General features: G+C 69.1%; 13 protein-coding genes. 1 reads left to right on the top strand and 12 read right to left on the bottom strand.

Translation table 11 applies throughout. The annotated features are described in order from the left end of the window. Positions 1 to 82 precede the first annotated feature (82 nt). The 7 genes from OIK44_RS12385 to gntR all read right to left on the bottom strand — a co-directional run bounded on the left by OIK44_RS12385 (position 83) and on the right by gntR (position 6,883). Positions 83 to 1,141: a porin gene (locus tag OIK44_RS12385; RefSeq protein WP_273671061.1), complete on the bottom strand. Its 1,059-nt coding sequence runs from the start codon at positions 1,139 to 1,141 to the stop codon at positions 83 to 85. Positions 1,142 to 1,270: 129 nt separating this feature from the next. After that, entirely contained in the window at positions 1,271 to 2,581 is a 1,311-nt protein-coding gene (locus OIK44_RS12380; RefSeq protein ID WP_273671060.1) for an MFS transporter, read from the bottom strand. Positions 2,582 to 2,629: 48 nt separating this feature from the next. After that, the gene (locus OIK44_RS12375; RefSeq protein ID WP_273671059.1) at positions 2,630 to 3,148 is read right to left on the bottom strand and encodes a gluconokinase; all 519 of its coding nucleotides are present in this window, start codon (positions 3,146 to 3,148) and stop codon (positions 2,630 to 2,632) included. Between the two features lie 115 nt (positions 3,149 to 3,263). Further along, positions 3,264 to 3,767 (bottom strand): outer membrane lipoprotein YfiB, encoded by a 504-nt coding sequence (yfiB, locus tag OIK44_RS12370; RefSeq protein ID WP_273671058.1) that lies wholly within the window; start codon positions 3,765 to 3,767, stop codon positions 3,264 to 3,266. After that, positions 3,764 to 5,029, bottom strand: a complete 1,266-nt coding sequence (gene dgcN / locus OIK44_RS12365) for a diguanylate cyclase DgcN/YfiN (protein ID WP_273671057.1) — start codon at positions 5,027 to 5,029, stop codon at positions 3,764 to 3,766. Before dgcN ends, yfiB begins: the two co-directional genes overlap by 4 nt. Further along, complete coding sequence (gene yfiR, locus OIK44_RS12360) at positions 5,026 to 5,601, bottom strand: regulatory sequestration protein YfiR (protein ID WP_273671056.1); 576 nt, start codon at positions 5,599 to 5,601, stop codon at positions 5,026 to 5,028. Before yfiR ends, dgcN begins: the two co-directional genes overlap by 4 nt. A gap of 253 nt (positions 5,602 to 5,854) precedes the next feature. Then, complete coding sequence (gene gntR, locus OIK44_RS12355; protein WP_273671055.1) at positions 5,855 to 6,883, bottom strand: HTH-type transcriptional regulator GntR; 1,029 nt, start codon at positions 6,881 to 6,883, stop codon at positions 5,855 to 5,857. A 133-nt stretch (positions 6,884 to 7,016) separates the two neighbouring features. Between gntR and OIK44_RS12350 the strand changes: the two genes are divergently transcribed. Next, a complete protein-coding gene (locus OIK44_RS12350) occupies positions 7,017 to 8,384 on the top strand; it encodes a phosphoribosyltransferase family protein (RefSeq protein ID WP_273671054.1) in 1,368 nt (455 codons plus the stop codon). Positions 8,385 to 8,433: 49 nt separating this feature from the next. On the opposite strand, the gene fghA is transcribed toward OIK44_RS12350, so the two are convergent. The 5 genes from fghA to lepB (OIK44_RS12325) form a co-directional block, all read right to left on the bottom strand. Next, positions 8,434 to 9,279: an S-formylglutathione hydrolase gene (fghA, locus tag OIK44_RS12345; protein WP_273671053.1), complete on the bottom strand. Its 846-nt coding sequence runs from the start codon at positions 9,277 to 9,279 to the stop codon at positions 8,434 to 8,436. Positions 9,280 to 9,308: 29 nt separating this feature from the next. Then, positions 9,309 to 10,145: an NAD-dependent protein deacetylase gene (locus OIK44_RS12340; protein WP_273671051.1), complete on the bottom strand. Its 837-nt coding sequence runs from the start codon at positions 10,143 to 10,145 to the stop codon at positions 9,309 to 9,311. Further along, the gene (locus tag OIK44_RS12335) at positions 10,142 to 10,546 is read right to left on the bottom strand and encodes a PPC domain-containing DNA-binding protein (RefSeq protein WP_273671050.1); all 405 of its coding nucleotides are present in this window, start codon (positions 10,544 to 10,546) and stop codon (positions 10,142 to 10,144) included. Before OIK44_RS12335 ends, OIK44_RS12340 begins: the two co-directional genes overlap by 4 nt. A 62-nt stretch (positions 10,547 to 10,608) precedes the next feature. Continuing rightward, positions 10,609 to 11,277, bottom strand: coding sequence for a signal peptidase I (gene lepB, locus OIK44_RS12330; RefSeq protein WP_273671049.1), 669 nt, complete (start codon positions 11,275 to 11,277; stop codon positions 10,609 to 10,611). A 78-nt stretch (positions 11,278 to 11,355) separates the two neighbouring features. Continuing rightward, the gene (lepB, locus tag OIK44_RS12325) at positions 11,356 to 12,264 is read right to left on the bottom strand and encodes a signal peptidase I (RefSeq protein WP_273671048.1); all 909 of its coding nucleotides are present in this window, start codon (positions 12,262 to 12,264) and stop codon (positions 11,356 to 11,358) included. Positions 12,265 to 12,273: the final 9 nt, after the last annotated feature.

The following is a 12,273-nucleotide window of genomic DNA, read 5'->3' as shown; positions in this document are numbered from 1 at the left end:
CGGCGTGCAGTGCGCATGGTGCCACAAGGGGCGCGCGCAGGCTAGTAAGAATGGCATGCTTTCCCTGCGCAATGCCGGCCCGTCAGAAGCGGTGGCGCAGCCCGAAAGTGAATTGCTTGTCGCCGGTGCCCGCTTCCTCGCTGTTGCCGGCCGTGTAGGCGGCGCCGTTCTTGTTGCGGATGCGCGCGTAGGAGCTGTAGATGTCGCTGCGCTTGGACAGCGCGTACAGATAGGCCAGCGCGATCTGGCTGGCGTCCTGATTGAAGGCCGTCTTGTCGTCCTTGCGCACATAGGTGGCGATCAGGGTGCTGGTGCCGAGCGGCAGCGCGACGCCCAGCAGCAGGCTGGTGCTGTCGGTCGAGGCCACCGGCGCCGCGCCGCCGAAGGAGGCGGCCGGGTTGTTCAGCGGCGAGCTGTTCGGCCCCTTGTCGACGGCGTAGCCGAAATAGCCCTTGGCCGGGCCGAAGTCGTAGTTCGCGCCCAGCAGCGTATTCCTGGCGTTGCCGGTGTTTTTCAGGACGGCCGTGTCGTTGTTGCGCTGGTGGTAGGCCAGGCGCACATTGAGCGGGCCGGCGCTGTAGGCGAGCGAGCCGCCCAGCGCGCGGCCGGCCGCATTGTCGCCGGCCACCTCGCCGGCCGCATACATGAAGTCGCCGAAAAAGCCGTTGACGGGCTTGCTGCGGTAGAGGATCGAGTTGCGCGCGCGCACGCCGGTCGGCGTCATCAGATTGTTCGAGCGGGCGATGCCGTTGCGCAGCGGGTCGACGACGGCGTTGAGCGTGCTGAAGTGGGGCGTGTCCTGCAAACCCAGCGTGAGGCTGCCGAAGCCGCCGCGCAAGCCGACGATGGCGATGCGGCCGAACAGGGTGTTGCCCTGGGTGGAGGTGCCCTTGTCGGCGCTGAAGCCGCCTTCGATGCCGAACACGGCGCTCAAGCCCTCGCCCAGGTCTTCGCTGCCGCGCACGCCCCAGCGGCTCTGCGTCGCCATGCCGCTGGTCAGGCGCGTCGCATTGCCCTGGACGCCGCCGCGGTCGACGGAGACGCCGACGTCGAGGACGCCGTAGACGGTCAGCGCGCTTTGCGCCAGCGCGGCGCCGCTGTACAGGGTGAGGATGGCCGATGCGGCAAGGGATGTCTTCATCTGACGGCTCCTGGGACGGTCCGCCGGTGGCGGATAGGCTGCATGCAACACTACACTGGCCGGTCCGGCAATGCCATCATTTTTTTCGCCAGGCGGCGGGGGCGCAACACTCGGCGCCGCCAGGGCGGCTCAGTGCGGTGTCGCCGCCGGGTCCGCTTGCGGATCGGCGATCGGCTCGATTTTTCCCAGCACGAAGACGAAGGAGACGATGCCGATCAATAAAATGACGCCGGCCACATAGAAGGCGTTGGCAAACGAGTTGGTGGCGCCGACGATGACGCCGGTGACGATGGGGGCGGCGGCGCCCATCAGGTTGTTGGCGAAGTTCATGATGCCGCCTATGGTGCCGGCGCCGCCCTTGGGCGCGATCAGCGAGGGCAGCGACCAGCCCACCGGCGCCGCCGCGGCCAGGCCGCCGAGGGCGATCGAGATCCAGAAGATGGCCCAGACCGGGTCGCTGGTCTGGGTGGCGCCGAAGACGGCCAGGCCGAACAGCATGCCGGTGACCAGCACGGCCTTGCGCACCGTCGACTCGTCGCGGCCGCGGGCGATCAGGTGGTCGATCAGCCAGCCGCCGACGAACAGGTCGGTCAGCGTCGCGAAGGCCCAGGGAATGGCCGAGTAGCCGGCCGACTTGAGTATGCTCATGTGCATGGTCTGCACCAGATAGCCGGGCAGCCAGGTGAGGAACAGGTAGAAGGAATAGCCGTAGGCGGCGAAGCCTATCGTCAAGCCCCAGATCTTGCGCTGCGCCAGCAGATAGCCGAGCATGTTCACGGCGCCGCCGCTGGCCGGGCCCTCGGGCGCGGCGCCGCCGTCGCGGATGTAGTCATATTCCGCCTTCGACAGCTTGGGGTCGGCGCTGGGGTCGCGGTACAGCGCGTAGAAGGCGATGAAATAGCTGAAGCTGAGGATGGCCGTGATGCCGAAGCCCCAGCGCCAGCCGAAGGTGACGATGGTGATGGCGATCAGCGGCACGCCGATGACGTTGGAGAACTTCGCGGCGGCGTCGAAGATGGCCGTCGCCAAGCCGCGTTCCCGGCGCGGGAACCAGTAGCCGGTGGCCTTCGAGCTGACGGGGAAGGCCGGCGCCTCGGCGATGCCGAGCAGGATGCGGGCGAAAAAGATGCCGGCGAAGCCGCTGGAAAAGGCCGTGATGGTCGAGGCCACGCCCCACAGGAAGGCGCCCCAGCGGCCCACGCGGGTGGGGCCGAAGCGGTCCAGCACCATGCCGACGGGAATTTGCAGCACCGAGTACGACCAGGCGAAGGCGCTGAACAGCAGGCCCAGTTCGGCCGGGCTGAGCTTGAACATCTCCTGGATTTGCGGCGCGGCGACGGACAGGCCGATGCGGTCGATGTAATTGATCAGCACGCCGACGCCGAGCAGCGCGCCTATGCCCCAGCGGCGCTTCGGGATCGCGGGTTTGGTGGTATCCATCAGAATCTCCTTGGGTGAATGGTGGGACGGCCGCGTGACGCGCCGGCCCTAGGCTCGCAGGGCGGCGGCGATCAGCGCGGCGGGATCGAGGCCGATGTCGAGGACGATGCCGGCCTCGTCCGCTTGCAGGGCTTGCAGGTCGCGCAACTGGCTGTCGAGCAGCGCGGCCGGCATATAGTGGCCGCGCCGGGTGCGCATGCGCTCGGCGATCAGCGCGCGCGGGCCGGCCAGGTGGATGAAGCGCAGGGCCGGGTCGGCCGCGCGCAGCACGTCGCGGTAGCGCCGCTTCAGCGCCGAGCAGGACAGCACCAGGCCGTCGCCGCGCGCCCGCGCCGCGGCGATTTCCGCCTGCAGCAGCAACAGCCACTGGGCGCGGTCGGCGTCGTCGAGCGGTATGCCGGCCGCCATCTTGGCGATATTGCTTGGCGGATGGTAGGTATCGCCTTCCAGGAAGGCGACGCCGAGGGCCGCCGCCAAGCCCTGGCCGATGGCGCTCTTGCCGCAACCGCTGACGCCCATGACGACCTGGCGGCGCGGCGCGGCCTCGTTCTTGCTTGAATCATCCATGCGGGTTCCCTTGCTTGGTAGCGCTAACATTGCGGCCTAGTCTAGCAGCTTGGAGGGGGACAGACCACGATTTTCGAGAAATATTTCTCGGAAATCGTGGTCTGTCCCCGGCTTGTCAGGGCGCCGAGACGATGACGGTGACGCGGCGGTTTTCGGCGCGGCCGCCGGCCGTCGCGTTGTCGGCCACGGGTTTGTTCTTGCCCATGCCGCGCACCAGGATGTTGTTGCGGGCGATGCCGCTCAAGCCCATCGCCTCGGCCACGGCGTTGGCGCGCGCCAGCGACAGCTTGTCGTTGTGGGCGTCGCTGCCGCTGGTGTCGGTGTGGCCCTCGATTTGCAGGTGTTCGATGCCGACCTGGCGCAGCGCGTCGCTGATTTTGCTGACGGCGTCGCGGCTGGGCGCCGTCAGGCTGGAGGCGTCGAAGTCGAACAGCAGCTTGTCGGTGAAGCTCAGTTCCCAACCGGCCTCGCTCTGCTGGAAGCCCTGCTGGCGCAGCGTGGCGATCTGTTGCGCGTTCAGGCCGTGCTGGGCCGGCGCCGTCTGGCAGGCGGCCAGCGGCAGCAGGATGGCCAGCGCGGCCACGATACGGGATAGGTGCTTGTTCAGGCGGGACATCATGCTGCTCCTTCAATGTAGGGGGGGAGCGGCCGCGCCACCTGGCGCGTGCCGCGTTGTAATTGTTTGGCGCGGTACATGGCCTCGTCGGCCGCGCCGACCAGGGCGGCGGCGTCGCCGGCGTGGTCGGGGAACACCGCCACGCCGATCGACAGCGAGGTGACGATGCCGCCGCCGCCCGGCAATTCGATGGGGGCGCGCATCTCGTCGATGATCTTGTCGGCGATGTGCTCGGCGTCGGCGCTGTGGCGCAGCGGCCGCAGCAGGATGGCGAATTCGTCGCCGCCCAGGCGCGCCACCAGGTCGCCCTCGCGCAACTGGCGCTTGATGCGCGCGGCCACCGTCACCAGCACCTGGTCGCCGGCCGCGTGGCCGTGGGTGTCGTTGATGTGCTTGAAGCGGTCGCTGTCGAGGAAGAGGATGGCGGCCCGGCCCGCCGTCAGGCGGGCGTCGGCGATGGCGCGCTGCAGCTCGGCGTCGAGCAGGGCGCGGTTCGACAGGCCCGTCAGGCTGTCGTGGTTGGCGCGGTGCGACAGCGAGGCGTTTTCCTTCTGCAGATGGCTTTGCCAGGCCTCTAGCTCGTCGAGCAGGGCGTTGAAGTCGTCGTTGATCTGGTTGATCTCGGCGATGCCGGCCGGCGGCACGCGCAGGCCGAAGGCGCGCTCGCGGCGCACCCGGTGCGCCGTCTCGGCCAGGTTGCGCAGCGGCGCCGTCAGCGCTGCTTCCATGCGCCGCGACAGGCGCACGGCGACGGCGATGCTCAGCAGCAGGCAGCCGAGCACGCCGGCCAGGCCGCTGACGAGGAATTGCAGCAGGCCGCGGCTGTGCGGCACCAGCCGTATGGTGCCGATGGCGGCGTCGTTGTGGTTGATCGGGAAGCTCAGCGAGGCCGGCATGATCCAGCCCGTCAGCACGTGTTCGACCTGGTAGCGGGCGCCGCCCCGCGGCCTTTGCCACTGCGCCAGCACGACGCCGCGGCTGTCGCTGACCTGGGCATGGTCGATGTCTTCGTTGACGCCGATCAGGGCCAGCGCCTCTTGCGCGGCGAGGGCGTCGTTGAAGACGACGGCCGCCTCCACCGTGTAGCTCATCGAGCGGGCCACCAGGCGCAGGTTCTGGTCGGAGTAGAGGCGCAGGGCCACCAGGGCGGCGATGGTGAGCGTCAGGCCGGCCGTGACGATGGCGATCAGCGATACGCTCAAATGGGCCCGCCGCAACACGCTGTCCAGGGAGGGGCGTGTTGCTTGCTGTTGCCGCCGGCTCATGGTTGCGGCGCCGTGCGGCGGGCGATGCGCAGCGCGTTCGGGTGGACGCGCAGGCCGCTGCGGGCGATGGCGTCCAGGTTGACGTCGAAGCCGACCTGGGCGTCGCGGAATTTTAGGCAAAACATATTGGCCACGGAGCAGGGAACAATGGGCTCGCTGATGGCGAGGATGGGGTGGCCGATGAGGTGCGCGTTCAGTTTCTCGCGTTCGGCCTCACCGATGCCGCCGATGTAGACCACCTGGCATTCGGCCAGCGCGGCCGCGCTGAGCGCGCCTAGCCGCTGGGTGCGGATGCGCTGGCCCTGGGTTTGGCCGTCCAGCAGGGCGTCGGCGTAGCGGGTGTCGCCGGCCAGGCACAGCTGGATCTCGGCGTGGGGCGCCGGCCAGCGCACGTAGCTGGCGATGCCGAAGACCACTTGCGCCACCTCGCCGGCCCGTTTCGCCTCGGCCGTCTGGCTTTGCGCGTGCGCGGCGCGGCCGGCCAGGCCCAGCGCGAACAGCGCCAGCAGCAGGCAGCACGCCAGATGGCGGCGGCGCGCCGCATCGGCGGGGAGGGGGCGGTCTAGTTTCATGGCCAGGCCGCTTTCACGGTGACAGCGATCAGTGCGTGCATAGGACAACGTTGCGCGGGGTGCACGGCAATCTAAAAAACGGTGGTGTGGCGCGACTTCATCGGCTGAAATCAGCCGCTTTGCCATGTCCTCAAGAACATTTGCATTGCAGATAGGCACGACTGTACGGAAGTGTGGCGAGAAAGTAAATTAGTTTATTTCTTTAACCACTTTTTAACGACAGTCGGCAACCGCCCGGTACGGCTGGCCGCCCTCAGGCGCTTTCCCGCGCCATCAAGGTGAAACCGAGGTCGATTCGCGTGGCCGGCGGCGTTTCGCCGCGGATGACGGCGCGCAGCAGGGTGGCGGCCTCGAAGCCGATGCGGTAGCGCGGCGTGGCGATGGTGGTCAGCGAGGGGCTCATCCAGGCCGACGCCGGCAAGTCGTTGAAGCCGCAGATCGCCAGTTGCTGCGGCACGGCGATGCCGCGCCGCTGGCACTGGTAAATGGCGCCGTGGGCCAGGTCGTCGTTGCAGCAGAAGATGGCGTCGCAGTCGGGCATCTCGGCCAGCAGGCGCCCCAGCAGCTCGGCGCCCAGCGCGATGGTCGACGGCGCGTCGACCATCAGCTCCAGGCGCGGGTCGGCCAGGCCGGCCGCCGCCATCGCCGCGCGGTAGCCGTCGGCGCGCTTGAGCGTGCGCTCGTCGCGCTGGGCGCCGAGGAAGGCGATGCGGCGGTGGCCCTTGTCGAGCAGGTAGCGGGTCATCGCCTGGCCGGCCTGCTGCTGCGAAAAGCCGACCGACAGTTGCGTCGGCTCGCTGGCCAGGTCCATCATCGACACGATGGGCACCCGCGACGTCGCCAGCATCTGCCGCACGCGCGGGCTGTGCGTCAGGCCCGACAGCAGGATGCCGTCCGGGTTCGACTGCAGGTTGATGCCCAGCAGTTTCTCTTCCTCGGCGTCGGAATAGCGCGTGTTGCCGATGAGGATCTGGTAATGGTCGGCGTCGAGCGCGTCCTGGATGCCGGCCAGCACGGCCGTGAACACGGCGTTCGACAGCGACGGCACCAGCACGACGATGACGTTCGACTGGGCCGAGGCCAGCGCGCGCGCGGCCCGGTTCGGCACGTAGGCGAGTTCGGCCACGGCGCGCTCGACGCGGCCGCGCAGCAGCGGCGACACCAGCTCCGGCTGGCTGATCGCGCGCGAGGCCGTCATGGTGGCGACGCCGGCGTGGGCGGCCACCTCGGCCAGAGTGATGCGGCCGCTGGCGCGGCTTTTCCCGTTCGAAGTCTTGCTCATGGGTGCTTTTGACATGGTTGATAACGATATCATACTGGAGCGGGGCGTCGCTGCGCTAGCTCTTCCGGCGCGCCGCCTGCAACCGCGCCGCGCCGCGCGGGTCTAAACTGGTATCTCGACAGGGGGCGGCCGCATGGGCATTGCAACATTCCAGCGTTTCAAGAACCGCGCCGACGCCGGCCGCCTGCTGGCCAGGCGGCTGGCGCGCTATGCCCGCCATGGCGACGCCATCGTGCTGGCGCTGCCGCGCGGCGGCGTGCCGGTCGGCGTCGCCGTCGCCGCCGCGCTGGGACTCGCCTGCGACGTGCTGGTGGTGCGCAAGCTCGGCTTCCCCCTGCAGGAGGAGTTGGCGATGGGCGCCGTGGCCAGCGGCGGCCTGCGCGTGTTGCAGGAGGACGTGCTGCGGGCTTTCCACGTGCCGGCCGCCCTGATCGAGGCGGCGACGCGGCGCGAGTTGCGCGAAGTCGCGCGGCGCGAGCGGCAGTACCGCCGCGACCGGCCCGCGCCCGTGTTGCGCGGGCGCACAGTGATCCTCGTCGACGACGGCGTGGCGACGGGCGCGACCATGCGCGTCGCGGTACAATTGGTGCGCCAGGCGCATCCGAAGCGGCTCGTCATTGCCGTGCCCGTGTGCGCGCAAGAGGCGCGGGTGCAATTGGGGGCGCTGGTCGATGAATGCGTCTGCCTGAGCGTGCCGCAGCCGTTCAGGGCCGTCGGCGCATGGTATGGCAACTTCGAACAAATCAGCGACGCGGAGGTGGAAACCATGCTGCGGGACTGCTGGCGCGAGGCGCCGGCCGCGTCTGCGGCGCCCGGGGCGGAGCAGATGCCCGGGGAAGCACGGACGGGGGCTGCAATGGAAGAGCAACTGATCAAGATCGATGTGGACGGCGTGCAGCTGGACGGGGTGTTGATGCTGCCGGCTAAGCCCAAGGGGGTCGTGCTGTTCGCGCACGGCAGCGGCAGCGGGCGCCTCAGCCCGCGCAACAACGCGGTGGCCAGCGCGCTGTGCGAGGCGGGCATGGCGGCGCTGCTGCTCGACCTGCTGAACCCGCAGGAAGAGAAGGATTTCTACAACCGCTTCGACATCACGTTGCTGACGCAAAGACTGGGCAAGGCGGCCGACTGGCTGGCGCACCACGACGCCACGCGCGGCCTGCCGCTGGGCCTGTTCGGCGCCAGCACGGGCGCGGCGGCTGCGCTGCAACTGGCGGCCTGGCGCGGCACCGACATCGCCGCCGTCGTCTCGCGCGGCGGCCGGCCTGACATGGCCGGCCGGCCGGCGCTGGAACAGGTCAGGGCGCCGACCCTGCTCATCGTCGGCGGCCTGGACAACGACGTCATCGACCTGAACCGCATGGCCTTCTCGGCCCTGCACAGCGACAAGCAACTCGAAGTGATCAACGGCGCCGGCCACCTGTTCGAGGAGCCGGGCGCGCTGCAAGCCGTGGCCGCGCTGGCGACCAGCTGGTTTTCGCGGCAATTCGTCGGCAAAGTGTGAGAATGGCATGGGGGGCCGGGGACGAGCAAGCCGTCCCCGGCCGTTCCATTCAGACGCCGCGTAGATTGCGGCTGTGGAAGCGCAGGTGCTCGTCGATGAAGCTGGCGATGAAGTAATAGCCGTGGTCGTAGCCGGCGTGGCGGCGCAGTTCCAGCGGCTGGCCGGCCGCGCGGCAGGCCGCCTCGAACACTTCCGGGTACAACTGCTCGGCCAGGAATTTGTCGCCCAGGCCCTGGTCGATCAGTATGCCGTCGGGAAAGGGCGCGCGCAGCTTCGCCATCAGCGCGCTGGCGTCGTATTGTTGCCAGCGGCTTTGGTCCGCGCCGAGGTAGCCGGTGAAGGCTTTCTTGCCCCACGGGCACAGCGTCGGCGCGGCGATCGGCGCGAAGGCCGACACCGAGCGGAACAGTTCAGGATTGCGCAGCGCCAGCGTCAGCGCGCCGTGGCCGCCCATCGAATGGCCGAAAATACCGATCCTGTCCCCATCCACGGGCAATTCCCGCAGCACCAGTTCGCGCAATTCGTGGATGTAACTGGCCATCTGGTAGTGCGCGTTCCACGGCGCTTCGGTCGCGTCGACGTAGAAGCCGGCGCCGACGCCGAAGTCCCAGGCATCGGCCTCGCCGGCGATGGCCGCGCCGCGCGGGCTGGTGTCGGGCGCGATCAGGATCAGCCCTGCGCTGGCGGCGCCGCGCTGCGCGCCGGCCTTGACCATGAAGGTTTCTTCGGTGCAGGTCAGGCCGGCCAGGTAGAACAGCGCCGGCAGTCTGGCGCCGGCGGGCGCGGCCGGAATGAACACGGAAAAGCGCATCGGCAGGCCGATCGCGCGCGCATCGTGGCGGTAAAAACGCTGCACGCCGCCAAAACAGGCGTGCTCGCTTAGCAATTCCAGCATGGGTTCTCCTCTTCAATCCGATAGTATAACTAGGCGCCGAGCAGGCGGGCCAGCGTCGGCAAGACTTGCTCCGCCGGCGCCGCCGTCTTGAACGCCAGCAAGTGGTCGGCGCGCGTCATGCCCAGGTTGACGGCGGCGACGGGCTTGCCGGCCGTCGCTGCCATTTTGCACAGGCGAAAGCTCGAATACACCATCACCGACGAGCCGACCAGCAGCAGGGCGTCGGCCGCCGCCGTCGCCCGCTGCGCCGCCGCGCTGGACGCGGGCGGCACGCCGTCGCCGAAAAACACCACGTCCGGCTTCAGCGTGCCGCCGCAGCGCGGGCAGCACGGCACGCGGAAATCGGCCAGCCCGGCCGGCTCCAGGTGGGCGTCGCCATCGGGGGCCGGCAGCGCGGCGGCGCCGGCCAGATGGGCGTTGTCGCGCTCCAGCAGCGACTGGACCAGGCGGCGCGTCAATTGCGCGGCGCAATCGAGGCAGACGACGGCGTGTATGCTGCCGTGTAACTCGACGACCCCGGCGCTGCCGGCGCGCTGGTGCAGGCCGTCGACATTTTGCGTGACCAGTCCGGTCAGCCGGCCCTGCGCCTGCAGCGCGGCGATGGCGCGGTGGCCGTCGTTCGGCTCGGCCCGGGCCAGCGCCGGCCAGCCGACCATGCTGCGCGCCCAATAGCGGCGCCGTACCGCCTCGTTGCGGCGGAATTCCGGCCCTTGCACCGGCGCGTTGCCGCGCCGCACGCCGTCGCGGTCGCGGTAATCGGGAATGCCCGAGGCCGTGCTGATGCCGGCGCCCGTCAGCAGCAGCACCTTCGGATAGCGCGCGAACAGATCGGCCAGCTCGCCGACGCTGTCCGCCTGCGCTTTCATGCCGGCCGCGCCGGCGCGACGAATAACTCGGCGTAACCCGTGCCGGCGTCGGGCAGGCGTGAAAAGCGCTGGCCGGGCAGCAGGGCCAGCAATATCTCGGCGGTGGTGCGCACGATGCATCCGCCGGCGACATGGCCGCCCGTCACCCGGCCCTGTGCGTCGGCCACGGCCATATGCAAGTGGGCGCCGTCGAGGCTGAGCGAGCCGGCCAGCGTCAGAATTTCCATATCGCCGCGCAACGCGGTGGGCGCGGCGGCCCCCGCAAGGCGCAATTGCGCGACGTCCAGGCTGCCGATGCCCTGCAGAACAAAAGCGGCCTGCAGCGCGTGCTCGGCCAGCACCGCTTCCAGCGCGGCGCGCACATCCTGTCCCGGCGACAGGCGCAAAGTCAGTGGCTGCATCATGCCCCGATAGTAACGCAAACTTGCCCACCCGGCCGGGTCAATCAAGGGGAAAGCAGGCTTTAGCGCAAGGCCATGCCGAAGCGTTCGCCGCGCGGCAGCCAGTTGCCTTTGATGTCGGCCGACACGAGCACGCGCTCGGCCCGGCCCACCAGCAGGGCCCGCGGCACGAAGCCGAAGTAGCGCGAGTCGGCGCTGTTGTCGCGGTTGTCGCCGAGCATCAGGAAGTGCTCGGGCGGGACGACGACGGCGGCGAAGTCGCGCCGCGCCGCGAGGTGCGGCAGGACCTGGATGCGGTGCCGCTCGCCGCCGAGCTGTTCGCTGTAGCGTTGCGCCAGCAGTGCGTCGCCCTGCTCGAACCGCTCGGCGGCCGTGTCCAGCGCCGTATAGCCGGCCGCCTTGCCGTTGATGATCAGCTGTTCGCCGCGCATTTCCACCGTGTCGCCCGGTACGCCGATGAGGCGTTTGATGAGCCGGGTGCCGTCCCTGGGCGAGGAGAATGTCACGATGTCGCCGCGCCGCGGTTCGCCGAGCCGGGCGACGATGATGTCTGTCAGCGGCACTTTCAGGTTGAACGCCAGCCGGTTGACGAAGACGACGTCGCCTTCGAGCAGGTTGGGGTGCATCGACGCCGATGGAATCGGGTTCCAGTCGGCCACGGCGGTGCGGAAGATGCCGAACAGGCACAGGAACAGCAGGAAAGCTTTGTTGGAGCGCAGCCAGTTTTTCATTTTTCCACCTTTGCTTCATGACACAGGCACCGAGGTCCGCCGCCCACGGTAAATGGGGGCGGCGCGGCGAGCTTCAACTCATTCCAGCAACTTGCCCAGGCGCGACCAGCGTATGCCTTCGGCGCCGGACGAGAACCAGACCTGGTGCGCCTTGCCGACCACGTCCTGCAGCGGCACCGTGCCGTAGTGGCGCGAGTCGGCGCTGACGTTGCGGTTGTCGCCCAGCACCAGCACCTGGCCGGCCGCCACGGTCGTGTCGGCGTCCGGCAGCGCCGCCGTGCCGTGGTTCCAGTGCGCCTGCCATTGCCTGCCGCCGGATTGTTCGGTGGTGGCCGTGGCGCCGTCGGTTTCGTGCGCTTGCGTGGTCAGCGCGACGCCGTTCACCGACACCCGCGTGCCCTGGATTTGCACATGGTCGCCGGGCAGGCCGATGATGCGCTTGATGTAGATCTGCGTGCGGTCGTTCGGGTAGACGAACAAGGCGATGTCGCCGCGGCGCACCTGTTGCTTGCAGGCCGGGCAGTTGTAGCGTTTGTCGGCGAAGAAGTAGTCGCCCGGCAGCACGCCGGGGGCCATGCTGTTCGACGGCACGCGATAGCTCGCGACCTGGTGGCTGCGCAGGTAGTTGACCAGCAGCGGCAGGACGATCAGGTCGCACAGCACGAGCACCAGCATATAGGTGCCGCTGAGTTGCCACGCCTGCGGCGTGTAGTTGTCCAGTCTGCGCGCCGTGCGCCAGGCGTCGGCGATGCCGTACAGCCAGAGCGCCAGCGTCAGCAGCAGGGCGAGCAGCAGGGCCGGCATCATCGCCGCGCCCGGCAGGTACAGGGCCGCCAGCACCAGCACCGGCTGGCTGAAGCCGGCGACCGTGAGGAAGAGCCAGATCGCCTTGTTGACTTCGCCGTTGTACAACTGGCCGTATCCGGGCAGGACCAGGGACATCAGCGCGGCCAGCGCGGGTTTGCGGGCCTGGTGTGTAGTGTGCATGCGATCTCT

It is taken from the genome of Janthinobacterium fluminis (genome assembly GCF_028595325.1).
Classification (GTDB): domain Bacteria; phylum Pseudomonadota; class Gammaproteobacteria; order Burkholderiales; family Burkholderiaceae_D; genus Janthinobacterium; species Janthinobacterium fluminis.
The sequence above is the reverse complement of the archived record's forward strand: the minus strand, read 5'-3'. Positions and strand labels throughout refer to the sequence as shown.